22 protein-coding genes and 2 tRNA genes are annotated in these 25,025 nt (G+C 43.3%); 17 read left to right on the top strand and 7 right to left on the bottom strand.

Going from position 1 to position 25,025, the window contains the following annotated elements:
- The 13 genes from RG47T_RS01360 to RG47T_RS01305 form a co-directional block, all read left to right on the top strand.
- The coding region (locus RG47T_RS01360; protein WP_216350985.1) for a hypothetical protein at positions 1 to 521 on the top strand (521 nt) is incomplete at its 5' end.
- Between the two features lie 93 nt (positions 522 to 614).
- The gene (locus RG47T_RS01355; RefSeq protein ID WP_074487559.1) at positions 615 to 809 is read left to right on the top strand and encodes a hypothetical protein; all 195 of its coding nucleotides are present in this window, start codon (positions 615 to 617) and stop codon (positions 807 to 809) included.
- A 51-nt stretch (positions 810 to 860) separates the two neighbouring features.
- Positions 861 to 1,520 carry a hypothetical protein gene (locus RG47T_RS01350; protein WP_074487558.1) on the top strand — a complete coding sequence of 220 codons (660 nt, stop codon included), beginning with the start codon at positions 861 to 863 and terminating at the stop codon, positions 1,518 to 1,520.
- 107 nt (positions 1,521 to 1,627) lie between these two features.
- Positions 1,628 to 4,267 (top strand): hypothetical protein, encoded by a 2,640-nt coding sequence (locus RG47T_RS01345; RefSeq protein WP_074487557.1) that lies wholly within the window; start codon positions 1,628 to 1,630, stop codon positions 4,265 to 4,267.
- 120 nt (positions 4,268 to 4,387) lie between these two features.
- On the top strand, positions 4,388 to 4,663 hold the full coding sequence (locus tag RG47T_RS01340) for a hypothetical protein (RefSeq protein ID WP_074487556.1): 276 nt from the start codon (positions 4,388 to 4,390) through the stop codon (positions 4,661 to 4,663).
- Positions 4,664 to 4,998: 335 nt separating this feature from the next.
- Positions 4,999 to 6,201 carry a head maturation protease, ClpP-related gene (locus tag RG47T_RS01335; RefSeq protein ID WP_074487554.1) on the top strand — a complete coding sequence of 401 codons (1,203 nt, stop codon included), beginning with the start codon at positions 4,999 to 5,001 and terminating at the stop codon, positions 6,199 to 6,201.
- Between the two features lie 206 nt (positions 6,202 to 6,407).
- On the top strand, positions 6,408 to 6,581 hold the full coding sequence (locus RG47T_RS25900) for a hypothetical protein (protein ID WP_171972457.1): 174 nt from the start codon (positions 6,408 to 6,410) through the stop codon (positions 6,579 to 6,581).
- Between the two features lie 11 nt (positions 6,582 to 6,592).
- Positions 6,593 to 8,029 carry an SGNH/GDSL hydrolase family protein gene (locus RG47T_RS01330; protein WP_139235630.1) on the top strand — a complete coding sequence of 479 codons (1,437 nt, stop codon included), beginning with the start codon at positions 6,593 to 6,595 and terminating at the stop codon, positions 8,027 to 8,029.
- A 38-nt stretch (positions 8,030 to 8,067) separates the two neighbouring features.
- The gene (locus RG47T_RS01325) at positions 8,068 to 9,066 is read left to right on the top strand and encodes a hypothetical protein (RefSeq protein WP_139302404.1); all 999 of its coding nucleotides are present in this window, start codon (positions 8,068 to 8,070) and stop codon (positions 9,064 to 9,066) included.
- 35 nt (positions 9,067 to 9,101) lie between these two features.
- Complete coding sequence (locus RG47T_RS01320) at positions 9,102 to 9,347, top strand: hypothetical protein (protein WP_074487551.1); 246 nt, start codon at positions 9,102 to 9,104, stop codon at positions 9,345 to 9,347.
- A complete protein-coding gene (locus RG47T_RS01315; RefSeq protein ID WP_216350984.1) occupies positions 9,328 to 9,798 on the top strand; it encodes a lysozyme in 471 nt (156 codons plus the stop codon). Before RG47T_RS01320 ends, RG47T_RS01315 begins: the two co-directional genes overlap by 20 nt.
- Complete coding sequence (locus RG47T_RS01310; RefSeq protein WP_074487550.1) at positions 9,791 to 10,057, top strand: hypothetical protein; 267 nt, start codon at positions 9,791 to 9,793, stop codon at positions 10,055 to 10,057. The genes RG47T_RS01315 and RG47T_RS01310 overlap by 8 nt, the downstream gene beginning before the upstream one ends.
- 11 nt (positions 10,058 to 10,068) lie before the next feature.
- Entirely contained in the window at positions 10,069 to 10,533 is a 465-nt protein-coding gene (locus tag RG47T_RS01305; protein ID WP_074487548.1) for a hypothetical protein, read from the top strand.
- A 32-nt stretch (positions 10,534 to 10,565) separates the two neighbouring features.
- On the opposite strand, the gene RG47T_RS01300 is transcribed toward RG47T_RS01305, so the two are convergent.
- The 3 genes from RG47T_RS01300 to RG47T_RS01290 all read right to left on the bottom strand — a co-directional run bounded on the left by RG47T_RS01300 (position 10,566) and on the right by RG47T_RS01290 (position 11,621).
- Positions 10,566 to 10,649 (bottom strand) — tRNA-Leu (locus RG47T_RS01300).
- A 57-nt stretch (positions 10,650 to 10,706) separates the two neighbouring features.
- Positions 10,707 to 10,790, bottom strand: a tRNA-Leu gene (locus tag RG47T_RS01295).
- A gap of 468 nt (positions 10,791 to 11,258) precedes the next feature.
- Positions 11,259 to 11,621: a response regulator gene (locus tag RG47T_RS01290; RefSeq protein ID WP_171972456.1), complete on the bottom strand. Its 363-nt coding sequence runs from the start codon at positions 11,619 to 11,621 to the stop codon at positions 11,259 to 11,261.
- Positions 11,622 to 11,995: 374 nt separating this feature from the next.
- Here RG47T_RS01290 and RG47T_RS01285 point away from each other — a divergent pair, with 374 nt between their 5' ends.
- Complete coding sequence (locus tag RG47T_RS01285; protein ID WP_074487546.1) at positions 11,996 to 13,375, top strand: MFS transporter; 1,380 nt, start codon at positions 11,996 to 11,998, stop codon at positions 13,373 to 13,375.
- Here the strand turns inward: RG47T_RS01285 and RG47T_RS01280 are convergent.
- Together RG47T_RS01280 and RG47T_RS01275 are read right to left on the bottom strand one after the other, a co-directional pair.
- A complete protein-coding gene (locus RG47T_RS01280) occupies positions 13,341 to 14,930 on the bottom strand; it encodes an ABC transporter permease (protein WP_074487544.1) in 1,590 nt (529 codons plus the stop codon). The genes RG47T_RS01285 and RG47T_RS01280 overlap by 35 nt on opposite strands.
- Before the next feature lie 5 nt (positions 14,931 to 14,935).
- Entirely contained in the window at positions 14,936 to 15,808 is an 873-nt protein-coding gene (locus tag RG47T_RS01275) for an ABC transporter ATP-binding protein (RefSeq protein WP_074487543.1), read from the bottom strand.
- Positions 15,809 to 16,003: 195 nt separating this feature from the next.
- On the opposite strand from RG47T_RS01275, the gene RG47T_RS01270 reads away from it, so the two are divergent.
- Positions 16,004 to 18,940 carry an FAD-binding and (Fe-S)-binding domain-containing protein gene (locus tag RG47T_RS01270; RefSeq protein WP_074487542.1) on the top strand — a complete coding sequence of 979 codons (2,937 nt, stop codon included), beginning with the start codon at positions 16,004 to 16,006 and terminating at the stop codon, positions 18,938 to 18,940.
- 542 nt (positions 18,941 to 19,482) lie between these two features.
- Here RG47T_RS01270 and RG47T_RS01265 read toward each other — a convergent pair.
- Complete coding sequence (locus tag RG47T_RS01265; protein ID WP_074487540.1) at positions 19,483 to 20,670, bottom strand: anhydro-N-acetylmuramic acid kinase; 1,188 nt, start codon at positions 20,668 to 20,670, stop codon at positions 19,483 to 19,485.
- Positions 20,671 to 20,998: 328 nt separating this feature from the next.
- Between RG47T_RS01265 and RG47T_RS01260 the strand changes: the two genes are divergently transcribed.
- Positions 20,999 to 21,442, top strand: coding sequence for a KTSC domain-containing protein (locus tag RG47T_RS01260; RefSeq protein ID WP_074487539.1), 444 nt, complete (start codon positions 20,999 to 21,001; stop codon positions 21,440 to 21,442).
- Between the two features lie 92 nt (positions 21,443 to 21,534).
- The gene (locus tag RG47T_RS01255; protein WP_074493016.1) at positions 21,535 to 22,128 is read left to right on the top strand and encodes a 2OG-Fe(II) oxygenase; all 594 of its coding nucleotides are present in this window, start codon (positions 21,535 to 21,537) and stop codon (positions 22,126 to 22,128) included.
- A 344-nt stretch (positions 22,129 to 22,472) separates the two neighbouring features.
- Here RG47T_RS01255 and RG47T_RS01250 read toward each other — a convergent pair.
- Positions 22,473 to 25,025: TonB-dependent receptor plug domain-containing protein (locus RG47T_RS01250; RefSeq protein WP_171972455.1), on the bottom strand; the 2,553-nt coding region annotated here is incomplete at its 5' end.

Here is a 25,025-nt window from a genome sequence, read left to right as displayed (position 1 = left end):
CCATTATTATTTTAGTGGCTGTAATAGCTGTCAATTTTACCAAAGTAATGTTAACAAGCCGTTATTTTTTTGTTTATGAACATTTTAATGCAGGGGATAACGTATATATAAAATCCGGGTTCTTTAGAACAGATACTTCAACTTTTACTTTGGCTCGTTTAATAAGAGCACAAACTGAACGTGATATTGACTCATTAAATTTAAGCGCGGAAGATAAAGCAGAACTAAAATTAAAAATAAACCCCACCTTACAACCCTACCTTATTGGTACCCATGATATAATAGCTGTAGCTAAAAAGACCCCATTGGTTGGAAGTTATATAAAGCATGAAACACTTTATATGGTCAATAAGAAAACACACAAAAAGGTACCTGTTATTTTTTATGCTGTTCACCCTACAGAACAAGTTTTAAAAATAGACAGTTATTATCTAAAATATCCCGATCTGCCGACAGGTTATACATGGGCTGATAATACCTACTACATAAACCCTAACTGGTTAAGCAATTCGCCAAAATAAATACTCACGTTAGGATATATAGTAAAGAAAAGTGCTAATGCACTTTTTTCAAAAGGAATATCATGCCAATTGGAATATCAAACACAAAATATAATGCCTGACGATACTTCAAAACAACTCAACGATATGACATCGGGTTTGGATAATCTGAAAGACTCATTAAAAGAAAGAAACAAAGCCATACCGGAGTTTATCGATGGAATGGAAAACGGACTGAAAGCCGTAGCCAAAGTATTACCCGATGTGGTAACCTCCATGATGCAACTTATTTTTTTAATTTTATTTTGAAATCATGTATTAGTTATTTATATTTACTAATAAATTTAGCAAACCTAAATAATGTCACAACAAGAAAATACAAAGCCAGTAAATACCAATTTAAAGCCAAACAATAAAGCGATAACTAAAAAAAGCTATAAAGGATGGTTAATCTTCATTGGGGTAATTATACTTTTATGCGGTAGTATTTTTCTTAATAAAACCACTAAAAACTGGTTTTATTTAACATACTATTATGTCGTTAAATTCGATCACTTTAACTACGGCGACAAGGTATACATTGAGAAAAATTATTTTTCAACCTATAAAGATGCAACCGCAATTGGATTCTATAGGCTTATTCGCCCATTAAAAGACAAAGAAATTGACACCATACTATTTATGAGTGACTCAAAGAAGGATTCATTAAAACATTTAAATAAATCATTAGAAAACTACGCTATTAATTGTAAGGTTTTTATAGACAAAGATTCTTTAGGCAAATACAAAACAACTTGTGTTGGTACTTATATTGACCATAAGCTTCTAAACATCAAAGGCTTTGATGAAAATAGAAAAGAGATTATCGGCCGTGTACATTTTTACTCGGTGAAGCCCGACAAAAAAGTGTTATATATTGATCCGTCTCCACACTTTTATAATGATGAATTTCCTCGCAACTATACCTGGGCCAGTGATACACTCTATTTAATACCATTTGATTTAAGTAACAAGCCATAACTGCGATAGATAATAACTAAACATAGAACGAGCTTTTTATATATTTTATCAGAAGCTCGCTTAATTTTTCAATAAATTATGCCAATTGGCATATTAAACCATATTCAATGCCAGACGAAAACAATAAACTTGACCGGGAGTTGCTTAGCCAACTCCCGCAGTATAAGGCAGGTTTTGATAACCTGCGCGATGCTGTAAATAATCTCAATAAAGAGATTGTAAACTCAACAGATAAATTCACCAAACTCAATGCACAAAATAAAGAAACCGTAAATTGGGGTACAAAGATTAAAAGCTCGGTTAAAGACCTTGCTAATACCTATAGCTCCTTTAAAACGGTTTTAGACATTGTTTCGGGAGCTTTAAAAACAGGCTCAGAAGCTGCAACTATTGCCAGCGAAGCCATGGAAGGATGGGTTGGCATTGCCGCTGCGGCATTTACGTTAATTACAACCTATGGCCCGCAGGTGCTTGAGTTTTTAGGTGATATGTTTCAGTCGGACAAAGCGAAAGAAGCTGCACAAAATTTAAAGGACTACAAGGATGTAATGGATGCTTATGTCCAAAACATTTCGAGCGAAAAATCTCAATTGGACATGCTTGTAAAAGTTGCCAATAATGAGACGCTATCTAAAGAAACCCGTTTAGAGGCTATTAAAAAGCTCAACAGCATATCGCCCGAATATTTAAATAACCTCACACTTGAAAACCTGAAAACCAAAGAAGGTAAAGAGGCTATAGAAGAATACACGAAAGCCCTTAACCGCAAAGCAATGGAAGAGGCAATACAAGCAAAACGTACAGAAATAGTTAAACAGCGTTATGAAATAAAAGATCAATATAGTGCAGCGAAAAGCGATGTGCAAGGCTATAGAACCGGCAAGAAAAAAAACAACCCGCATTATGATGCCGATTCTGATAGCGTAGGTGATTTTGTAGATCCTCGAAAAGATGCCGAAACAAAATATGCTAAAGTTGCAAAACAAGATCAAACCTTAGTACAACGCTTAAATAAACTGGATGACGACCTCGCTGAGGAGTTACAAAAGTATGCCCCAAAAACGGCTGATACAACAAAAAATAAATCTTATTGGGAAACGATGATCTCAAACCAGCAAACCGAATTGGGCAAACTCGACAGTGCCGCAAATGATTTTAAGGCCAAGGCAAAGCCAATAAGGGACAAAATAATTGCAGCTCAAAAAATGGTTGATTTATACAATATCAATCAAGATGATAAGCCGAAATATAAAACAGGTAGTCCCCATAAAAATCAATCTAAAACAGATCCAAAAATAGAAGAAAAAGCCCAAAAAGAATCATCCGACCGCATGGCCTTACTCCTCCTCGAAGGCTATGTCAAAGAGGTACAGGAAACCAACCAGCATTTCAACCAGCTTCGTGAATTGCACAAAGGCAATAACGCCACCATTGAGCAGCTTGAAAAAGAAAGAGGCGCCACACTTGATGCCATTAACAAAAAATTTCAGACCGAAGAACTGGATAAACTAGCGCAATACGAAGCAGATCTCAATAAAACCAGCAAAGATGCCCGGCAGCAGGCTATCGATCAACTAAATGATGATTACAAAAAGCAAGCAGATGACGTTAGCAAAATTACAAGCGATAGTTTAGACAAAATAGGCGGATACACTAACGCACTGCGGGAACTTGAAGCGAAGACGCAAACAAATGAAGTAAAAGAGCAAATAGCTGTGCTCGAAAAAAAGCGGTCGGAAGTTGAGTCGATCTTAACCAAAGCCGAAAAAGTAAGCCAGCAACTCAACGACAAACATCAAAAAGATTTAAGCACGCTTAATAAGTCCTTTAAGCAAGAAGATGATACAAAAAAGCAATCGGGCTTAAAAGATGATATTCAATCCGATCAGGACACCGGCAATCAGCAAAAAGAATTTGTCGACAGGCAAAGGCTATTAGATCTGGAAAAAAAACAGGCCCTCGATGCCGTAACCGGGCAAAAAGAAGCAGAGCAAAAAATACGCGATAAGTACGCCGTTCAACAGAAAAAGTTAGACAAAGATCGCTTAACAGCCGAAGTAGCTACCCAAAAACAATATGTACAAGCGCTTGATAGTGTGGCTAATGCTGTAAAAGGCATTTTCGGCAAAAACACCATTGCTGCCAAGGCCGCATTTAAAGCACACCAGGCTGCTGCTGCAGCACAGGTAATTATTGATACCAGGCAGTCTATCATGGGAATCTGGAGTGCCGATTCGAGCATCCCATTTGTTGGCGTACCCAAAGCCATTGCCGAAACTGCTATTGTAGCCGCGGCAGGCGCATCAAACCTGGCTGCTATTCTTAAACAAAAACCCGGCTTTGCACAAGGTGGTCAGTTTGTATCAGATGGTCGTGGAGCTGTGCTCCCGGGCTATAGCAGCACCGACAATACCAACGCTTATCTGCGTTCGGGCGAGGCGGTGGTGGTATCAGAAGCTATGCGTAACCCCTGGGCGCGCAACCTGGTTAGCGCCATTAACGTAGCGCATGGCGGTCGCGATTTCTCGATGCCCAATCCCGGCCGTGGCTATGCCATCGGTGGCATCTTTACCGATGGTGGCAACGCCAACCGTTACTATAACCAGCCTATGAACGATGTTAAAGACCTCGCCAATACCATGGCCTATCAAATGCTCAACAACTTCCCCCCTATTTATGTGGATGTGAAGGATGTAAACAACCAGCAAAATATTTTGGCACAAACTGTTAATAGGGTCAACCTCTAGAGAATCAAGAGTCGAGAATCACGAATCGAGACAAAAGACCATGGACAATAGACTAAAGGCTTTGTACTGATCCTGCCACTTTCCTAATAACTCAATAACCAATAACTTAATAACGAAACAATGAACATCAACTTAGCAAACGTCCTGTTTGACGATGGCGTATTTTCAGAACTTTACCAGGCCGGCTTTATCACCGAAAAGATATTTGCTTATCGTGAAATTTATCTTTGGATACACGCACAGTTACAAACCAGAAAAATCAGTAAAAGAAAAGCAGTAGCTGAGGCTGAAGTAAAATTCAACAAGGATGCACGCACTATATGGCGTGCCCTGCACTGCTTTACCGAAGCCGAAGATTTATTAATACCGGTAGAACTGGAAGATTTTGAATATTAATATATGCCAATAGGCATTTAATACATAATCACAAAGAAGCTAGTTGATGTCAAAATACCGCCAGCGGAAATATGAAAATCACTACCGATATTTGAAGTGTTGCCTGATAGCAAGATTTGCAATCGGCACGATAACGAAGGGTGCTGTCAAAACATCGCCAGCGGAAATCTCAAATCACCTTCCGATATTTGAATAACCAATCAGGTCAATAACCATTTGACCAATCACTATGCGTCAATTGTCAGCTGCTTTAACACAATGACTCTTGTCCTATGACCAATCAGCTAATGGCCTCCGGCTATAAACCATGATCCACGATCTATCAACCAACAACAATGAACCCAATATTTAAAATCTATCTCTATGATACCGAAACCGACTGTATAGGCTCGGGCACCTTGTCGTCATCGTACATACAAACCCAGCTGCAACAGGCCGCAGGTGCCGATGTAGAAGTACACATCAGCTCGGTAGGCGGCAGCGCATTTGATGCCATTGCCATTTATGATCTGCTAAAAAAATACCCGGGCAAGGTAACCACATATATAGATGCGCTGGCCGCGTCGGCAGCATCTGTGGTGGCCATGGGCGGGCAGCAAATTGTGATGAGTAAATACGCTCTGCTGATGATCCATAAACCAATGGTGGGCAGCGGCGGCAATGCCGATGAACTATTGAAAGATGTACAAATGCTTAACGTGGTACAATCGCGCCTGGCACAGATCTATACCGATAAAACCAGGCTCGACGAAGTTACCATTAACAGCCTCATCAACTCTGTAACCTGGATGACGGCCGACCAAGCGCTCGACCTCGGCTTTATCGACCTGATAGATGATTACCAGGTACCGGTTACCAATAGCGCCATTATTAAAGCTTACACCAATAACGCACCCGCTGTTTACCAGCGCTGTATCAACAAGATCTTAACCAACAATCAAAAAACAAAAATGAACATCCAAAACAATGACCTTATCGACAAAACCTCGACCGTTTTAGATAAGCTGATGAACTTTTTTAAAAAGGTAATTAACAAGCAAACCATTACCGACAAAGGCGTACTGCACCATGCCGGCGAGCTGGACAAAAGCACCGAGGTTTACCAGGACGAAGACCTGACCACCCCTGCCGCTGATGACACTTATACTACGGCCGATGGCAAACAGCTAGCCGTAACCGGTGGCAAAGTACAAAAGGTAGCCGCACCAGATGCAGACGCTACAGATGATGATGACGACATGCCCGATGATGTTTTTAAAAAGATTAAAACCGGCGACGTTAAAAACCAGATAGCTGCTATCCGCGCCAAACTACACGCCCAAAATGCGTTACTGGCCGAAGCCCGCACTGCATTGGAAACCGCCAACACCCGCCTTAAACAAACCCGCGAAGAGGTAAAGAACGAAATCAAATCGACCTTTACACCCGAAGGCTCGCGCCGCAGCAATAAAGCGCAGACAGAAGACCAACCCTTCTTTGCACCACAAAGCACCCTGGCCCAAAACGCTGTTAAAAAAGCAGTTAAAGACGCGCAATAATTCTGTTGTCTGTTATCGGTTGTCTGTTGTCGGGAAGCTCTCCTTTCCGCTATACTGTGCAGACAACCAATAAATCGGCAATCCCAAATTCAAAACAAATAATTCTAACCAAAAAAATAGTCAGCCAATGTCTGTTGCCAAAGAGCATTTCTCAGGAATGCTTCTTCCCGACAACAGACAACTGACAACCGAAAACTCACCAAAAAATGGCTCAATTTACTTTTACCAATAACACCTATGCCGGCGAAGCGCTGGCGGGTTTTATGGCCAGCACCCTATTAGAAGCAGACTCTGTAAAACGCGGATTGCTTACCGTGATCAACGATGTAAAATCGCGCAAAATTATACTTGATGTAGATCGACTATTCCCCAATATTTAAATAATGGGTTGTTGGCTTTTGAAATGCCGGTTAATGATATTGGTGCAACAGATACTGTAGCTTACAATACAACAAAATTTAATACACAATTAAGAGCGGTTATAGCGCAGGCCATATCTAAGGGGTGGCCTGCATCAAATATATTTTTGTTCAATCCTTCCTATCAGGCATCCCCCGCATATCCGCAGTACAGGCATGATGCTTATGCTGCTGTTATGGCTTCTGTAGCTTCCGATTATGGAGTACTTTATTACGACGCTTGGTACGACTTTAAGGCAGCTTACGCAAGTAACTCAGCACTTCTTTTAAGTGACTTACTTCATATAGGCATTGACGGAAACGCATACGTAGCCACACTTTTAACAAATTACCTCACAGGTAAAATAACAAATACCGCATCATTATTAAGGGTTAATTCGGCCAAGACTTACGGCGCATCAAGAAGTTATAACTCACTTTATGCCAATAATTTTTATTCTCCTAATGTCCAGTCATTAGATATTCAGTCGAGCAATAAAATAACTTCTACCAGAATAGGCGGTATAGGTATTAATGTTTTAGGGGCATCGAATTATTTGGCTTTTGGGGGAAGCACAACACTTTCATCGAGTGGAAAACCACAAGCCATTGCAAACACTAGAAAAATAGGGAACATTACCGGTTGGAGTTATTTTAGTTCTGAAAACAATTCGTCAACAGCCTCAGGGACTATGCCTTTAATATCTTATGATGCTACAAATACAACAACCGCTGCCGTTTATTACGCTAAAGGTGGCACCTCTTTATACTCTGTCACAGATCATTATTTTTATACTACACCAACCCCAGGCGTAACTGGAAATCCTAACCTAGCATTTCATATACGACCGGATGGAATGTCTCAATTTGGAAATAATTTCAACAATACTGTTAGCATGCAGGCTTTAATGGGTACTTATGGCAATTTGCCGGTAGGTACCGGTTATTACGGAATAAGGAATCATCCGGTACTTACACCTACTGCAAACAACCAGGCTTTAATCTCTGCAATATTTGAAACACAAACTTCGGCAGGGACGGGGTTATTGACCGCTACAGTGTCGACAAATACAACAACCGCTGCCGACGGTACCTATAGTTCGCAGACGGTTATTTCAACTACTGGAATTGGTTCCGGCTCAACAGTCACAGTTGTTGTAACCGGAGGTATTGCCGCTATCCCTACGCAAGTTGTTGGTGGTATAAACTATGCTATAGGCGATCAGTTTACATTGACCAATATACCAGGTGCGGTATTTCAAGTTGCTTCTTTGGGATACACAGGAGTAAATAATTTAGCAGCGAGCTTTCCAGGAGGGCCAGTTTTGTTCCCTTCTATTACGGCCCCTACGTCCTTAGTTAGCGGCATGTTTGGCAAACATCACCGGACTTTTTTGCGAGGTCAAATAGCGGAGTTACTTATAATTTAACACATCCCACTACATTAGGTGTGGTTACTTCGGGTACATTGCCAACTACATTATTATCGGGAGTACTAGCAGCCGCACAAGAACCTGCACATACGGGAGATATTACAAATACAGCCGGAAGCTTAGCCACCACGCTAAAAGCAACCGGTACAGCCGGCACTTACGGGCAGGTAACTACAGATGCGCAGGGTAGAGTAACCGCCGGTGTTGTCATAGAAGATGTTGCACACGGCGGCACAGGGTTTGCATCCGGCGCTATTGGCGACATTCCTTATTTTTCGACAACCGCTGTTATATCTAAAATTTCAGACATAGCAACTGGCAATGTTTTGCGATCCGGCGGCGTTGGTGCAGCCCCTGCTTACGGTAAGGTTAATGTAACAACTGATATAACCGGAGTTGTACCCGCTGCTAATTTAGGCACAGGCACGGCAAGTAGTACTACTGCACTATTTGGTGATGGTACTTATAAGGACGTATCGGCTACCTCAATTCAGAATCAAAACACAGGTACACAAACAGGTAGTTTTTATATTAATGGTGTTGGATATGCAGGCGGGGGAATAAGCGCAGGTAACTCTGGTTTAGGCGGTAGATATTTAGCTATACCAATATATACGAGTGATGTTACTGTATCTGACCCTGCCGTTAGAATATATACAATACCAAATGTGGGTAATGGTTTCAGGATTAAAAACAGCGGAGCAATAGGAGCACCACTTGCTGATGTTGTCAATGATCTTTTATTTGCCTCAACTACAGCTCACCAATATACATTTCCAAATTACACCGGGACAGTAGCACTACAAGGTTCCCGTTACACTGCATCTGGTAACGGCACATTAACAACAATTGCCGTACCGCATGGATTAACAGGAGTTACAGCCACAAGCCGGGTATTTGCAACCGCTCGCAGTTTACCAGCTGGAGGTTGGTCATACATTACCACAGATGCTACAAATGTAAATTTCATTTACACAACCGCGCCTGCGAGCGGCACATCAAATTTACTGTACGACATAGAAGTACAACCATAAATAATAATTCAATACACCCCCTAATTTAATAAACAATGGAAAAGAAGTTCTCTTTCTTTGATCGTATCACGAGCGATACGCCAACCTTTTTTAAACGAGCCCAGACTTTCGGGCTGGGACTTGCAGCTCTTGGAACTGCTTTAACTCAAGTTCACGGAGTGCCCAGCAACTTAATTACTGGTACCATCAGCGCCGGGACAGCCATTGCAGCCATCGCCCAGTTTGCCGTAAAACAATGTGAACCTTTAAAAGATCAGAGCGATGATGAAACTAAGCAATAAGGGTATCGCCCTGATCAAAGAATTTGAAGGACTGCGGTTGAAGGCTTATAGGGATACCGCAGGTATGTGTACAATTGGCTATGGCTCTACCAGATACCATGATGACAAACCGGTGCGCCCTGGAGATACCCTTACTAGCGAGTTACAGGCTACGTCCTTATTTAGTGTAACGCTTACCCAATACGAGAATGCAGTGAATAAGGGCGCAAAAGTAGCTTTAACACAAAACCAGTTCGATGCTTTGGTATCAATTACCTACAATGTAGGTATGGGTATCATGCAGACATCAACCCTTATTAAAAAGCTAAATGCCGAAGATCTTACGGGTGCGGCTGATCAGTTCCTGGTATGGAACAAAATCACAGATCCTGGTACTGGTAAAAAGGTAGTGAGCGAAACGCTAACAGCGCGCCGAAAAAAAGAGCGCGAATATTTTTTAACACATGAATGAAAGAGCGCCTATCAGCATTGAGCACACACAGCTCCGGGGAATAACGGTCCGCAATGTTATTGTAACCGTTATCAGCACAATCAGCATCGTAATTTCTGTTATGACGACCTATTTCCAACTGAAGGACGACATCAAGGACGTTAAATCTCAGCAAGAAACACAAAACCGAGTAAATGATCTTCGTTTAAAAATTCTCGAAGATCACGTCAACATCCTGCAACAGCAGATTGACGAGCTGAAACAAAATAGTAACCATTAATTTTTATTTATATGAGCATTTCATCTTTTTTAAGCAAAATATGGGCCGAAGTAAAGGACCTATTCAGCAAGTTACCATCTGAAGTTAAACTGGCAGCCAGTGTGGCCGTGACCATTACGGACAACATTAAAAAATTCGTTGATTCACCCGCTGCCGATATACTCACAGCAATTATACCCGGAGATCTTGATGATAAAATTAAGGCCTGGCTACACCTACAACTGCCCAATATATTAACAGGGTTAAGGCTGGTTGAAGCACTTAGTACATCTAAAGATTCAAATGAGATAACTTCTGCCGCGATTAAAATTGTACAGGCTATGGATGGTGATATTCAAAGTGCCTTTTTGCATGACCTTGGCGTGTTAATAGCACAAGAGGTTGCTAAAGCACAAAATGAAACACTAAGCTGGTCGGATGGGATTTATATTATAGAATGGTATTATCAGCATAAATTCAAGGATTCGGATAAATAATCCTTTTATATCCTGATTTTATTGACAATGGGTGCCCAGAACGAGATTCGAACTCGTACATCCTTACGAATGCCACCCCCTCAAGATGGTGCGTCTACCAATTTCGCCACCTGGGCAGGGATTTAACAAAAAAGGTTAATAAATTATTAACCTTTTTTGTTGTTTTGTTAGTGTGCCCACGGAGAGACTCGAACTCTCAAGAGACAATTCTCAACGGCTTCTGAGACCGCAACGTTTACCAATTTCGCCACATGGGCTGATGTTATTTTACTTCAGCGAGGTGCAAATATAGAAGTTTGTATTAATTGCCCAAACTAAACTCAAATTTAACCTAAAATCAACCTCGATATAAAAAATCATGCAAACGCATACATTCTTTATTTACGGGATATTTTTATCCACAACCAGCCAATAATAAGACCAAACAAAGCAAAACAGCAAAAAAATATTTTTTTCATGATACGATACTTACTGAATTAAAAAATATTGTTAAAAAGATTCTGCCTAGTTCCGGAGTAATTATCAGTTTCAGAAGAACCCGTTTAAATCAACTAAATCTCAATATCAGCTGCTAATTTGAAAATTTTACCTTTTACTGCATAGTTGTATCGCTATACAGGCTTATTGTGTCGACGAAGAGCAACAAACCGTCCTTTCAACAAAAAAGCCGTACACATTTACATGCATACGGCCATACGTATTGGGTATTATGGAAAAGCAATTAATTAGGAGGCCATGTGGTAGCTGATCTGCGTAGCAAAATCTTTGTTATCAAGTGGTTTTATAAACACCGTATCTTCTTCCAAAGCATCATTATGGATAACGCGGTTATGTGATTTTGATACCACAATAACAGGGACATTTTTTAACAGTTCGTTGCTTTTAAACAACTCGCATATCGACGTAAAATTTTCATCTCCCAGTACAAAATCAAGTATAACAAGGTCTGGCCTGTAGTTCTTCGCTATCTTATAAACCGCGTCAGGATCAGAAGTGATATGCATATCAGAATAACCATAAAACATTATTTCATGTGCAAGCCCCATGATATCGTTATCCCGGTCAAGCAACAAAATTTTCTTATCCATATTATCCATAGCGCAAATGTTATACTTAAATATTAATTTTTGATGAAGACAATTTCAGCACTCTTTGCCCCTGCGGCAATAATGTATCGCTGAATGAAACACATGTATCGATAAATACCTTATTTACTGTTTATATTTTGTCTCCATATACTTCATTGACGTAATGAGTATCGCGTTTGTTACTTAGATGCTTGTCTTTTTTTACTTTCCCGGCTCGCGAAAGCGGTCACTGATTGTCACGTTAATATGAATACTTCATTACCCGGTAAATTATTATCGTTGCATTATTTGTATCTGATATAAATAGTAAATCGAAGAAAAATTTCTTAACCGCCACATTCTGTTTGTAAGGTAATATTTGCATATTACACCCAATGCCCATTGCTAAACTACCTTTAAAAAAACAGCTTGCTTATGCCTGCGGAATGACGGGCTGGAGTATCATGACCAATATTATTATTGTGATGCTGCCATTCTTTTACCTCCCGCCGGCCAACCGTGGGCTAATGCCATTTATACCGCAGTTGCTTATTTTCGGTGTGCTTAACATCATGTCGGTAATTGCGGCATCGGGGCGTTTTTTTGATGCCATTTACGATCCATTTATTGCATCGCTAAGTGATAAAAGCACCAATCCTAAAGGCCGACGTACGCCTTTTATGAAAATTGCGATAATACCGGCTGTAGTGTTTTGCTGCCTTACCTTTTATCCCCTAGTTAAAGGCGAAAGTATGGAAAACGCTGCCTGGCTTACCTTTACGCTCATCTGCTTTTTTATGGGTGCTACTACCTACATTATCCCTTACAACGCATTACTGCCAGAACTTGCTGCTACCGATGAAGAAAAGATCAATCTATCCTCTTTTCAACAGGTAGGGTTTGTGTTGGGGATTATACTGTCGGCAATGGTCAACAATTTTGCCGATGGTATACAAATGGCATTTCACGTGGCCGACCGTGATACCGCCCTGCAATATACAATTTGGGGCCTGGCTGTATTTGGCGGCATTGTAATGCTGATACCCGTAATAGCCATAGACGAAAGCAGGCTTACCACAAGCATACCATCACATTTGCCGTTATTAACGGCCATCAAAAAAACATTTAGCAACCGAAATTTCAAATACTATCTCATCTCAGATTTTTCGTATTACATGGCCCTAAGCATTATATCGAGCGGCCTTTTATTTTTTGTAACCGTGCTGCTGCACCTGCCCGAATCTATGGGCGGCATACTAATGGGCACCATGGTATTGATCTCGCTTATCTTTTACCCGCTGGTTAATTACCTCTCCAAGCGAATCGGTAAAAAACCAATCGTACTGTTCTCGTTCGGCCTGCTTAGCGTAATTTTTGTGGCTATTTACTTTCTGGGGAAATTTCCAATATCATCGGTAACACAGATTTATATCTTGGTTATCGCAGCTGCCTTCCCCTTAGCCTCCTTAGGTATTTTGCCTAATGCTATATTAGCCGAAATTGCCCAGACAGATGCCCAACGCACCGGCGAAAATCGCGAAGGTATGTTCTTTGCCGTTAAGTACCTGTTTGTAAAAATGGGACAAACATTGGGCATTGCACTATTTACCTTTTTAACCGTGTACGGTAAAGACCCCGGCCATGATTACGGCCTACGCCTTAATGGCATTTGTGGTTGTGTGCTCTGTTTACTGGCCATTATTTTCTTCAGCAGGTTTAGAGAAAATAAGAACGAACAAACTATAGGTGCCTTGCCTGATGGTTCCGCACGGTAAAGCTGGTTATAGCTAAAAACGTATTTAATCCTAATATAATGGCTATATACATAATGTGGCTATTATGCGGTACAGCGCCCAGGTAATCGGCTATAAATAATTTTTCTACAAGTGCATAGGTGATCATAAAAAACAGGATCTCATAAAGTTTTTTGCCCCCGCTTACAATACCCAGGCATATAGCCAGCAGTACAATAAATATGGCCCCGTTAATTATGTTGAAAACAGCGTAATTATTTTGTGCAATTCCGCAGCGTACAATTATGGGTAGCGCCAGCACAACAGCAACTATCACGCCTGCCAGTATTTGTGCGGGCAGCATGCGCTGTAAGGGCTTGTATGATGAATAGGTGAAATAATGCAGCTGATTGGTTTTCTCTTTGGTAGCCAGCTCAGACCATCGGGTTACCTGCAAAAACCAAATTACAGGCAACATAATGCCATAAGCAATATCCAACGGGGCAAATATCATCCCTACCCATATACCGGCAATAACCAGCCAAAGCCATTTAGATCCTTTGCGAATAAGCAATAGCAGTTCGGTTTTTATAAACGGCACAATACCATAATCGGGCACTAATTTGGGTAATGCTTTTAGGCTGATGGTTGCAGGTTCTTTGTAAACAACCGCTTCTTTAAGCTGCCCGTCCGTCTCCTTATTCTTGATCTTCTTGCTCCGCACCGCCTGTTTAAAATCAAACCGGTGAAAGAAAAATGAGGAGAGATAAACTACAGCTAACCCACATACTAACCACAATAACCGGCTTAGCAGAAATATATTGCTAAAAGCAACACCATTCCATACAAAGGTTTGGTATGGCTTTTTATGCCCGCTAAATATGAACCCCATCGATATATCATCAATGTGTGCATGGTACTGCGTATTTACCTGGTTTTTAATACTCCCGGTTAATGTTTTAACACCGAAAACATCCATCAAGACAGTCGTATTACTATCCGGCAACCCCTTTGTGCCACCAATAACCACCCCGAAAAAGAAGATAAAAGCGATGCACTGCAAGATGAGTTTATCACGCAGAAAAACTTCGGCAGCAATAGCCATCGCCGATACAAAAAACAAGGAAGGCAAGGCAAATAATATGTAAGGCACTACAAAGTCGCCGATAATAAATGGATACCCGCTCCCCCGTACAAAAAACATGGCAATGCTCACCACAAACGTAATTCCCAAAATGGTTAACAGTACCAAAAAGTTGCTGAGCATTTTGCTGAGCAAATAACCAAGGTTAGTGATAGGTGTGGTAGCTACAATCAGTCCAACTTCGGTATCTATATCTTTTTTAATCCCGGTGTTGATGAGAAAAAACCCATACAACGACAACATAATGGTGGTCATCATCGCCGACACATAACCAACCCAAGCCGAATTAAATGCGCCTTTATAACCAGGCATGCTAAGTGTGGTATAATTAGCCGTTGGCAACGGCACAAATAAATAAGCTACATAAACGGTAATGGCCAGCGTAACTAGGAAAGCATAACTACGGGTGCGTTGCAGATAGTCTGCCTTTATAATGCTGTAAATATATTTCACGGTGCTTAGGCGTTATTATGGGTTAAAAACAAATAAGCATCCTCTAAAGTAGCACTTACCGGGGTCGAGGCTGTTTCCGATTCCGGAGTTTTGGTGATATACCTAACCTTAGTTTTCTCCTTTTGCCTGGTGGTATTAATGATCAGGTGTTTGGCCTTAAAAGCATGGAGATCACTGTTTTCCAGCATGGTTTCAAACACCTTACCATCCACATGACCGATAATTTCGGGCTGGATGGCTTTATCCAGCAGCATGCCATTTTTCATAATAGCCACCTCGTCGGCAATGGTTTCGATATCAGATACAATGTGTGATGACAGGATGATAATGCAATCGTCTGCCAGGTCAGAGATCAACTGGCGAAATCTCACCCGTTCTTCGGGGTCGAGGCCTACCGTTGGCTCATCAAATATCAAGACCTTCGGGTCGTTCAGCAAAGCCTGGGCAATCCCGATCCGCTGCTTCATACCGCCGGAGTAACTACCTATCGGTCGTTTAGCATCGGCAGTCAGGTTTACGCCTTCCAGCAGCATATCAATCCGCTTGCGCAGCCCGGCACCGCCAACCCCTTTCAGGGCGGCAATATATTCCAAAAACTCGTAAGCATTAAGGTTAGGGTATACGCCAAAATCTTGCGGCAAATAGCCCATTATTCTGCGAATATAGTCGGGGTTGTTTACAATGTCTTGTCCGTCCAAAAACAAAGTACCGCGGGTAGGCTTGCTAATGGTAGCAATAATTTTCATCAGGGTTGATTTACCTGCGCCATTTGGCCCCAATAAACCCAAAATACCCTTCTCTATCGTAATAGAATAATCGCTTAAGCCGGTTTTTTCTTTGTTGTATTGCTTGGTAAGATTTTTTATTACTAAAGACATTGTTTTGGGTGATTTTAGGCGTTTGACTGTACCCCTGCCTGTTAAGTTACAGTAGATAGATAAAATATCCTAATTGAAATTTAACCCCCATATCCAACTAAAAGGCTATAACAGAATGGTTATAAATTAGCAGCAGGGCGGCATTTTGCAGATTAATAGACAATGCTTAGCCACATTTTTTATCATATTTGAAATATGAGTTGGAAAGAAATTGACTTTCAGTCGCTGAACAGATATTTTTCGGGCGAATTGTATTTTGATGATTCAACTACCCATCAAACCATAAAAACGGTATACGCTACCGATGCTTCTGTATACCAGGAGATGCCCCTGGCTGTAGCCATACCGCGCAACACCGAAGACATAAAGCACCTCATTATTTTTGCCAATAAATATGCACTTACGCTTATTCCCCGTGCTGCCGGCACTTCGCTGGCCGGGCAGGTGGTGGGTAATGGTTTAGTGGTTGATATCTCTAAATACATGACCTCGGTAATAGAGGTTAACCAACAGGAAAAATGGGTGCGCGTGCAACCTGGCGTAATCCGCGACGACCTGAATGCTTATCTGAAACCATTCGGGCTGATGTTCGGCCCCGAAACGTCTACCTCCAGCCGGGCCATGATTGGCGGGATGATCGGCAACAATTCCTGCGGCCTGCACTCCATGATCTGGGGCGCTACGCGCGATAACCTGTTAGCCGTTACAGCCCTGCTTTCTGATGCCAGCGAGGTGGTGTTTGGCGAACTGGATGCCGAAGCCATCCAGCAAAAAAGGAAAAGCGAAAGCCTGGAAGGTAAGATCTACAATAAAACTTTAACCATTATTGAGCAGCAAGCCAACCAGCAACATATTATACAAAACTTCCCGAAAAAGGAAGTAAAACGCCGTAACAGCGGTTATGCTTTAGATAGCCTGCTGAATATGGTTTTGCAGCAGCAGGGCATCAACCTTAGCACTATTATAGCAGGCTCGGAAGGTACGCTGTGTTTTGTAACCGAAGCCAAGCTGAAACTGCTCGACCTCCCACCAAAAGAAGTTGGCGTGGTAGCCATACACTGCACCACTTTGCAGGAAGCTCTGCATGCCAATCTTATCGCAGTAAATCATCAATGTGCAGCGTCTGAACTGGTTGACCATGTAATACTAGAGCAGGCAACTAACAACCCGGGGCAGGCGGCAAACCGCTTCTTTTTACAAGGAGCCCCCGAAGCTATATTGATGGTAGAGTTTTTCAACAACAACCGGGATGAACTTTTTAAGCAATGCAATGCTTTAATAGATACTTTAAAAGAAGCCAACTTAGGCTACGCCTATCCCATATTAACCGGCGACGATACTAAGAAAGCCTGGGACTTGCGCAAAGCAGGCCTCGGCTTATTACGCAACCTTAAAGGCGATGTACAACCCGTAAACCTTATTGAAGATTGCGCCGTTGCTGTAGCCGACCTGCCTGCTTACATTCACGATCTGGAAGAGCTTCTGCATGGCCTCAATATCCCTTATTCGGCTTATGCTCATGCAGGTGCGGGCGAACTGCATGTAGAGCCGATGATTAACCTGAAGACCACCGACGGCCAGCAGCTATTTAAGCACGTACTGGCAGAGACCGCTAAACTGGTAAAGAAATACCAAGGCTCCCTCTCGGGCGAGCATGGCGATGGCAGGCTGCGCGGCGAATACATTAGCTATGTAATGGGCGGGCAGGTTTACGAGCTGTTTAAACAGGTAAAAAACATCTTCGACCCGGCGGGGATCTTCAACAAGGGCAAAATAACCAGTACACCCGGCATGCTGGATAACCTGCGCTTTGAACCCGGAAAGGCAAAGCAGGAACTCCACACACTCTTTGATTTTACTGCCGACGAAGGCATGCTGCGCCTTACTGAAAAATGCAGTGGATCTGGCGATTGCCGGAAGACCGAGGTAACCGGCGGTACCATGTGCCCCAGCTATATGGCTACCCATAACGAAAAGGATACCACCCGCGCACGCGCCAACATGCTGCGCCAATACCTTAACCAAGCCCCCGAAACCCTCGGCAAAGGCAAAGCCGCTGATGAAGTAAAAGAAGTATTAGACCTGTGCCTGGCCTGCAAAGGCTGCAAAATAGAATGCCCTTCATCCGTAGATATGACCAAGCTGCGGGCCGAGTTTCTGTATCATTATCAGAAAGAACATGGCATCAGCATGCGATCCAAACTCATCGGTAATTTTAGCAGCAGTATGGGCCTGGCATCTTATGCTCCGTTTTTATACAACACGGCAGTAGGGATTCCATTGCTAAAAAAAGCGATCAACAAATTCTCCGGTTTCCATCCCGACAGGTCGCTGCCCGGGCTGGCTAAGCAAACGTTGAAGGCATGGTATCGGTCGAGAAAGCATAAACCGGCTAATCCATCCACCAAAACCGTTTACCTGTTTTGCGATGAGTTTACCAACTATAACGATGCCGAAATTGGCAAGAAAACCATCCTTTTATTAGAGCGCCTGGGCTACAACGTAATTATCCCCACACATGCCGATAGCGGCAGGGCCTACCTATCTAAGGGCATGCTCGATGAGGCTAAAGCCCTTGCCGAAAGCAATGTAAGCAGCTTACAAAGTATCATTAATGCCGATACCCCGCTTATCGGCATCGAACCATCGGCAATTTTATCATTTCGCGACGAATATCCTTCGCTCGTAAACAACGAACTAAAAACTGCCGCAACCCAACTGAGCAAACACGTTTACCTATTCGAAGAATGGTTTCATGCAGAGATTAAGCGCGGTAACATCAGCCAGGATAGCTTCACACAGGTTACTAAAAGAGTTTCCCTGCATGGGCATTGCCACCAAAAGGCGCTATCGTCCATGAGTATTGCCGGCGAGGTAATCAGCTTCCCGGCTAACTACTCGGTAGATGTAATCCCTTCCGGATGCTGCGGTATGGCAGGTTCATTCGGTTACGAGAAAGAGCATTACCAGGTATCTATGAAGATAGGCAGCCTGGTGCTATTTCCCGCTGTTAATAAAGCTCCCGATAACATTATCGCCGCCGCAGGTACCAGTTGCCGTCACCAGATTAAGGATGGCACCAAGCGCATTGCGCTGCATCCTGTAGAGATTTTGTTTGAAGCGTTGGTATAAACAAGCTATCATGTAATTGCCTAGGAGGCACAACGAAGACAACTGACCGTAGGGCGTTCATTAATACTAATGAAAATAAACACATTGTTAATAATCCCCGACCTACAGAGCGGCTGCTCGAATACTGCGGATATCCGTTTTCATTAGGAACAAGTGTGGTGTTATGAATTTTTAGCGGATGTTCTTTTCTTTTCTCCCAAAAGAAAAGTCGCAGCCGGGTTCTATTGCTATGATAGTCCAGTAGTTAGGCAGGGGCAGTAGTTACCGCAACATTACAATGCTGCCCTAGGACGATTATTTTTCCGTAATGCTAGCTTTGGTTGAAAGGTTTGGCACCTTGCGAGCGGAGGCCCGGACGCAAAAGCGGGGCCGTGTCGTGGACTTGTGCGGTGGAGCTTTTTTGCGTCTTGATTTTTGGTTACTTTTTATCAAGAAAAAGTAACTAAGCCCCTGCGGCTAGGAGCAGACTGACGTTAATTTAAGCACTTTATCTGTAGGACGGGGATTGTCACGCTATCGCTAACGATGGTGGACTTCACTCATTATTTAGGCAAACTAACCTTCCCCATACTAACCGAAAGCAATCCGCCACCATAATTGGTTTTGCCTCCGGCAAGTGCTTCGTTGGCAAGCAGGGCGAAAAGCACGGCTTCTTTGGCATCGGGATGGATACCCAGATCGATGGTTGATTTAACCGGTCTGCCCAAATAAGCTTCGATATAACTAACCAGCAGCGGGTTATACATCCCCCCACCGCTCATATAAATTTCGAACGAATCTGTAGCCGGCACTGCGCTCGAGATAGCCGATATGATGGCCTGTGCCGAGAAATTTGCCAATGTTGCCATTACATCTTCATTAGTTATATCCTCCTGCCGCGAAACCTTGATGGCCTCATACAGGTATACCAGGTTAAACAACTCCGGGCCTGTGGTTTTGGGGAAGGGGGCCTGGAAGAAAGGATGACTTAACAAAGCCGTAAGCAAGGCTTCATTAACTGTTCCGGCAATCGCTACTTCGGCATTGTTGTCGTAATATTTACCGGGGAATTTTAGCTGGATAAACTGATCCATCAGCGTATTACCGGGGCCAACATCGGTAGAGAAACAACCCGGGGCATAGCCCGCAGGCAGATAAGTAAAGTTGGCTATGCCACCAATATTAAGCATAATGCGGTTTTCGGTGGGGCTGCCAAACAGCAGGTAATCGCCATAGAGGGCCAGCGGCGCACCTTCGCCCCCGGCGGCAATATGTTTCTGCCTGAAATCGCTTAAGGTAATGATACCCGTTTTAACGGCAATATGGTCGGCATCGCCAATTTGCAGGGTGGCATTGCCATATTTATCGTTTTGGTGCGCATGCTTTGGCGCATGGAAAATAGTTTGCCCATGGCTGGCTATGATGTCTACTTCGCTAACCGGTACATTCCATTCTTCAAGACATTGGAGAATTAGTTGGGCATAATAAGTGCCGATATATGCGTTGAGCAACGTAATCCGCTCCAGGTCGGCATTACGTTTGGCGAATACTGATTTTAACGCTTCTTTAAATTCGGCATCGTACTCCTTAGTAGTAAAATGTAGTACTTTAACTTGTGTATCAGTACCACTGCTGCTAAAATGGCATAAAGCAATATCCAACCCATCGAACGAGGTGCCCGACATAAGCCCGATGATTGTACGCACCGGCTTGCCTGCAATACGGTATAAGTTTTCTATATTTTGGTTCATAAGTATGGATAGCCAAATTACAAATTAACATATAGTTATTTAAAACCGAGCATTTGAAATTGGCTTTAACGTCTAATTTCCCTTCACGGGAGGCGTTCGGCTTGATGCGCAGGGTCAGGGAGAGAATGGGAGATTATATGCTTCCTCTCTAGAGAGGAAGCATATAATCTCTTACTTGCCCTCCATATTAAGTCACTATTAATTTTTACAACATCCGTAGGCTAATAATTTAAAAATCTGTACCTTTGCAAAAACTTTGTTCTTGAAAAAAGTGCATAGCAGATGTTTGCTTACCTCTTCAACGACAATAAGATACACGAATTAAAGCATGAAAAAAATTGTCGATTACAGGAAGCTATTGGGCGTAACCGAAGCAGCAGAATTACAGGAACTAAAAACGGTTTACCGTGGTTTAATGAAAACCTGGCACCCGGATAAGTTTCAGGACGAAAGCCGTATAGAGGCTGAAGAAAAAAGTAAAACCATTATCGAAGCCTACCACTTTTTGGTAAGCATTGCGCCCGAAACACGCGAGCAAACCCTGGCCGATTACAATACCACCACAGCAAACTGCGGTATTGCCGATTTTGAATACAAGCAACAAACCCTGACCATTAACTTTACCGATGGCACCACTTACGAGTACTTCGATGTACCTAAGGCTGCTTATGTAAAGTTTATCAATTCAGATTCGCCGGGCCGTTTTGCCCGCCGCCATATTTTTAACGCCTACGTTTACCGCAGTACCAGCCGTTTGGTTGCCACTGCCTAAATAGATATTTAATTAACGGCACTTACGCAGTTAATTAAGGTTACCTTACCAAAATGCCGGAAGCCACATTCACGTGGCACGGCATTTTTTATTTGGAAAAAATCTTTAATACCCTCATAGATAGTTTTATTGACAACCAGGTTGGCATTGCCGACGATTTTTTGAGCACCGCCCTTGCCGCACACCTTAAAGCTAACCTGCTTTCCCTCTATCAAAACAAACTTCTTAACCACGCCGGCACCGGTAATGCCCTGCTGGTAAGCCACGACAAATTGGTGCGCAGCGACCAGATTTACTGGCTGGACCGCAAGCATAACAATGCCTTTGAGAACGATTTTTTTAGCCTCATGGATAGCTTTGTAGCACACCTTAACAGCACCTGCTATACCGGCATTACCGGCTACGAGTTTCACTACGCGTTATATGAAGAAGGCAGCTTTTACAAAAAACACCTCGACCAGTTTAAAAACAACGGCAGCCGCCAATACTCCATGATTATGTACCTCAACGCCGGCTGGGTAATTGCCGATGGCGGCCAGCTCTGCATCCATCATGCCGATCATTTGCAGAATATCTCTCCCATCAATGGCAAAAGCGTTTTCTTTAAAAGCAGCGAACTAGAGCACGAAGTACTGCTCGCCAATAAGGCAAGGATGAGTATTACGGGGTGGTTGAAGGCGGATTGAGGGGTTATAGAAAATCCCCTTTCGCAACCATAGGGCCCGCTTGTGTGATGTTTCCCCACTTGTGGTATTTGGAATTAGCTTCATTAGATATACAGTATTTTGTTAAAGTCAGAGCAATGTAGGGCGGTGATTGCTTCGTACCGCAATGACGTGATGGATTAAACGCTGCAATTTCCAACACCTCACCTCCTTGTCATTCTGAACGTAGTGAAGAATCTTCTGCGCAATAACTGGTTTGTTGAAGAAGATTTCGCTGGCGCTCTGAATGACAAAAAAGATTGATTAAATCGCAATCAAAGAAGCCCTCCGGATTCATCATCCGAAGGGCCTCCTTTATCTTAAGTCTAAAAATTAAACCCTACACGCACATACAGCCTGCGGCCATTTTGCCCCATTTGTACGGGGTCAAACGGGCCGCCGGGTTCGTTATTGAAGGCATAGTTGGCTTTGGCGCCTTGCACTACACCAAGTTCGGGGTGCAGGTTAAAGATATTGTCGCTGCCTATGGATACATGGGCTACCTTGCTTAGCTTATAGGTAAAGTACAGGTCGCTTACTACTTTGCCGGTATAGTTGTATTGATCTGGTACTATCTGGCCTGTTTTATCCAGCGGAACCTGCGGATTCAGGCCGTCGAAATTTTGCCCATAGCCCAGCAGCACTATTTTGCCAAAGTAAGTAAAACGCGTACCCACGGTAAACTTCTTGTAACCATACTCGGGGTTAAGCGATAGCTTTTGCGGTGGTGCCGAAGCAAGGATAAATTTCTGCTCGCGGTCGCTTAAAAATATTTGTTTCAGGTCGTCGGTAGTGCTCAGCTTGGGCGGGTAGTTAATCTTGTCGATCTTCATATTCTGGAAGTTACCCGTAAACAGCAAGCGGAAACGGTTGTAACCAACCGTTTTGTTATACTCTATCACTACATCCAAACCTTTATTGGTGGTGTTTACCGCGTTGGCAAAAAATTGTGCAGCGGTTACATGCAGGGCAGTAAGAGCGGCGGTAAAATTCGGGTCGAGGGTATCGTCATCGGCGCTAAACTGGCCCGAAAGCACTACCCTGTCTTTCACTTTAATTAAGTAGGCATCGGTAGTAATGCTTAACTCGGGGATGGGTTTGTAGGTAAAGCCTATACCCGCATTGGTCGATTTTTCTTGTTTCAGGGTGGGTATGCCGGCAGCCTTAGTAATGGGGCTGTAATTGGGCGCAATCTTCACCTCAGATATTACCCCACCCTGCACATTGGTGTATGACGAGCTGTAGTTGATTTGCTGTAGCGATGGCGCACGGAAACCTGTACCTACCGACCCACGCAAATTAAAATTGTCGGTAATTTTGTAGCGGGTGGCAAACTTGGTGTTAAAGTTATAGCCAAAATCGCTGTAATGCTCCAGGCGGTTGGCAAAGTCAATCAGCCATTTCTTGGTTACATCGGCTTCCAGGTCGAGGTAAACACCTTCTACAGTACGATGGGCATTAACCGCATCGCTGGGCTGGTAACCCGGAAAACCTTGCGAACCGGTGGCTTTATCCTCGTTGTAGTTACTGTACGAATCCGGTTCGCCGGCTATAATCTTATAACGCTCGTAGCGGTACTCGGCACCGGCACCAATGTTTAGCCCGTCGAATATAGAGCCGATGTGCTTGTTAAAGTTAAGGTTGGTGGTGTTTTGCAGAAACTGCGGGCCGCCATCATCAAAGTGCGTTTTACCCGCACCCAGCGATGCATTAAAGGTTTTATCGCCATAAAAATGGAACGAATTATTACCCAGTGTATTGCTCAGATCCCAATCCACATCTTTACCCAGTACACCTTTAAAGCCCATGGCCAAAGATGCATCGGTATTATGGGTTTGGATGATGGGGTTAAAATAGTAATCGCCATCGGCAGTGGGGTTAATGATGCCCGGCACCTGGATAATATTACCACTGGCATCAGTAGGGAACCGATTCGACGAGCCAGAGAAGTTACGTGTAAAGGCATAGTCATCCGAGTTTTTACGGCTGTAACCACCAAAGCTATAAAAGGTGGTACGGGTAGATGCCAGCGGAATTTCGCTGTTAAAAAACAGATCAATACTATTGGCAGACCCATCGCCATTTGCGCGCCTAACCGTATTTAATGGCAGCGATTTTGGGTTGGCATAAGCCGTATCGTGCGTTTGGCGATAGGTTTTACCGTTGTTGGCATAATTGGCCGAGAAGTTAATAAAACCGTTATGCTTACCTATAGCCAGGCCGTAATTGGCATCCAGCGTTACGGCGTTACCATCTATAGCGCCGCCGTGCGGATATTGCCCCTGCGCCACGGCGTTGCGGGTGTTAAAGGCCGGGTCATAGTAACCAGCATAGCCGGCATTAACCGTAAGTTGGTTTATATTGCGTTTTAGCACCAGGTTAATAACACCAGCAATAGCGTCTGACCCATACTGGGCCGAAGCACCATCGCGCAAAATCTCCACCCGGTCAATAGCCGAAGTAGGGATCGAGCTTAGGTCGGTACCAGAGTTACCGCGGCCACGTGTACCAAACACCGAAACAAAGGCTGTCTGGTGTCTCCTTTTGCCGTTAATCAGCACCAGGGTTTGGTCGGGCCCTAAACCGCGCAGGGTTCCCAGCTCCACGTGGTCGGCACCGTCAGATCCCGATTGTTTGTTGTAGTTAAATGAAGGGGCGGCGTAGTTCAATATATCAGTCAGATCTAACCGGCCTGTTGTGGCCGATGCCTTGGCTATATTTACCACATCAACCGGCACAGGCGTTTCCAGCTTGGCCCTGCCGCCAGATCGGGTACCTATCAGCACCACTTCGTTCAGTTGGGCTATGTTGCTCTCTAGGCTAACATCCAGCGTGGTATGCCCGCCTATGGCAACAGCAGCTAATTTATAACCTGTGTA

Source organism: Mucilaginibacter polytrichastri (genome assembly GCF_001911425.1).
Classification (GTDB): Bacteria; Bacteroidota; Bacteroidia; order Sphingobacteriales; family Sphingobacteriaceae; genus Mucilaginibacter; species Mucilaginibacter polytrichastri.
Note: the sequence above shows the minus strand (reverse complement) of the source record. Positions and strands in the feature narration are given on the sequence as shown.

What these genes read in the sequence shown, in the direction of transcription:
- RG47T_RS01355 (WP_074487559.1), top strand. Translation starts at nt 615, where the DNA reads ATGCCTGACGATACTTCAAAACAACTCAACGATATGACATCGGGTTTG.
- RG47T_RS01350 (WP_074487558.1), top strand. Translation starts at nt 861, where the DNA reads ATGTCACAACAAGAAAATACAAAGCCAGTAAATACCAATTTAAAGCCA.
- RG47T_RS01345 (WP_074487557.1), top strand. Translation starts at nt 1,628, where the DNA reads ATGCCAGACGAAAACAATAAACTTGACCGGGAGTTGCTTAGCCAACTC.
- RG47T_RS01340 (WP_074487556.1), top strand. Translation starts at nt 4,388, where the DNA reads ATGAACATCAACTTAGCAAACGTCCTGTTTGACGATGGCGTATTTTCA.
- RG47T_RS01335 (WP_074487554.1), top strand. Translation starts at nt 4,999, where the DNA reads ATGAACCCAATATTTAAAATCTATCTCTATGATACCGAAACCGACTGT.
- RG47T_RS25900 (WP_171972457.1), top strand. Translation starts at nt 6,408, where the DNA reads ATGGCTCAATTTACTTTTACCAATAACACCTATGCCGGCGAAGCGCTG.
- RG47T_RS01320 (WP_074487551.1), top strand. Translation starts at nt 9,102, where the DNA reads ATGGAAAAGAAGTTCTCTTTCTTTGATCGTATCACGAGCGATACGCCA.
- RG47T_RS01315 (WP_216350984.1), top strand. Translation starts at nt 9,328, where the DNA reads ATGATGAAACTAAGCAATAAGGGTATCGCCCTGATCAAAGAATTTGAA.
- RG47T_RS01310 (WP_074487550.1), top strand. Translation starts at nt 9,791, where the DNA reads ATGAATGAAAGAGCGCCTATCAGCATTGAGCACACACAGCTCCGGGGA.
- RG47T_RS01305 (WP_074487548.1), top strand. Translation starts at nt 10,069, where the DNA reads ATGAGCATTTCATCTTTTTTAAGCAAAATATGGGCCGAAGTAAAGGAC.
- RG47T_RS01290 (WP_171972456.1), bottom strand. Translation starts at nt 11,621, where the DNA reads ATGGATAAGAAAATTTTGTTGCTTGACCGGGATAACGATATCATGGGG.
- RG47T_RS01285 (WP_074487546.1), top strand. Translation starts at nt 11,996, where the DNA reads ATGCCCATTGCTAAACTACCTTTAAAAAAACAGCTTGCTTATGCCTGC.
- RG47T_RS01275 (WP_074487543.1), bottom strand. Translation starts at nt 15,808, where the DNA reads ATGTCTTTAGTAATAAAAAATCTTACCAAGCAATACAACAAAGAAAAA.
- RG47T_RS01270 (WP_074487542.1), top strand. Translation starts at nt 16,004, where the DNA reads ATGAGTTGGAAAGAAATTGACTTTCAGTCGCTGAACAGATATTTTTCG.
- RG47T_RS01265 (WP_074487540.1), bottom strand. Translation starts at nt 20,670, where the DNA reads ATGAACCAAAATATAGAAAACTTATACCGTATTGCAGGCAAGCCGGTG.
- RG47T_RS01260 (WP_074487539.1), top strand. Translation starts at nt 20,999, where the DNA reads ATGAAAAAAATTGTCGATTACAGGAAGCTATTGGGCGTAACCGAAGCA.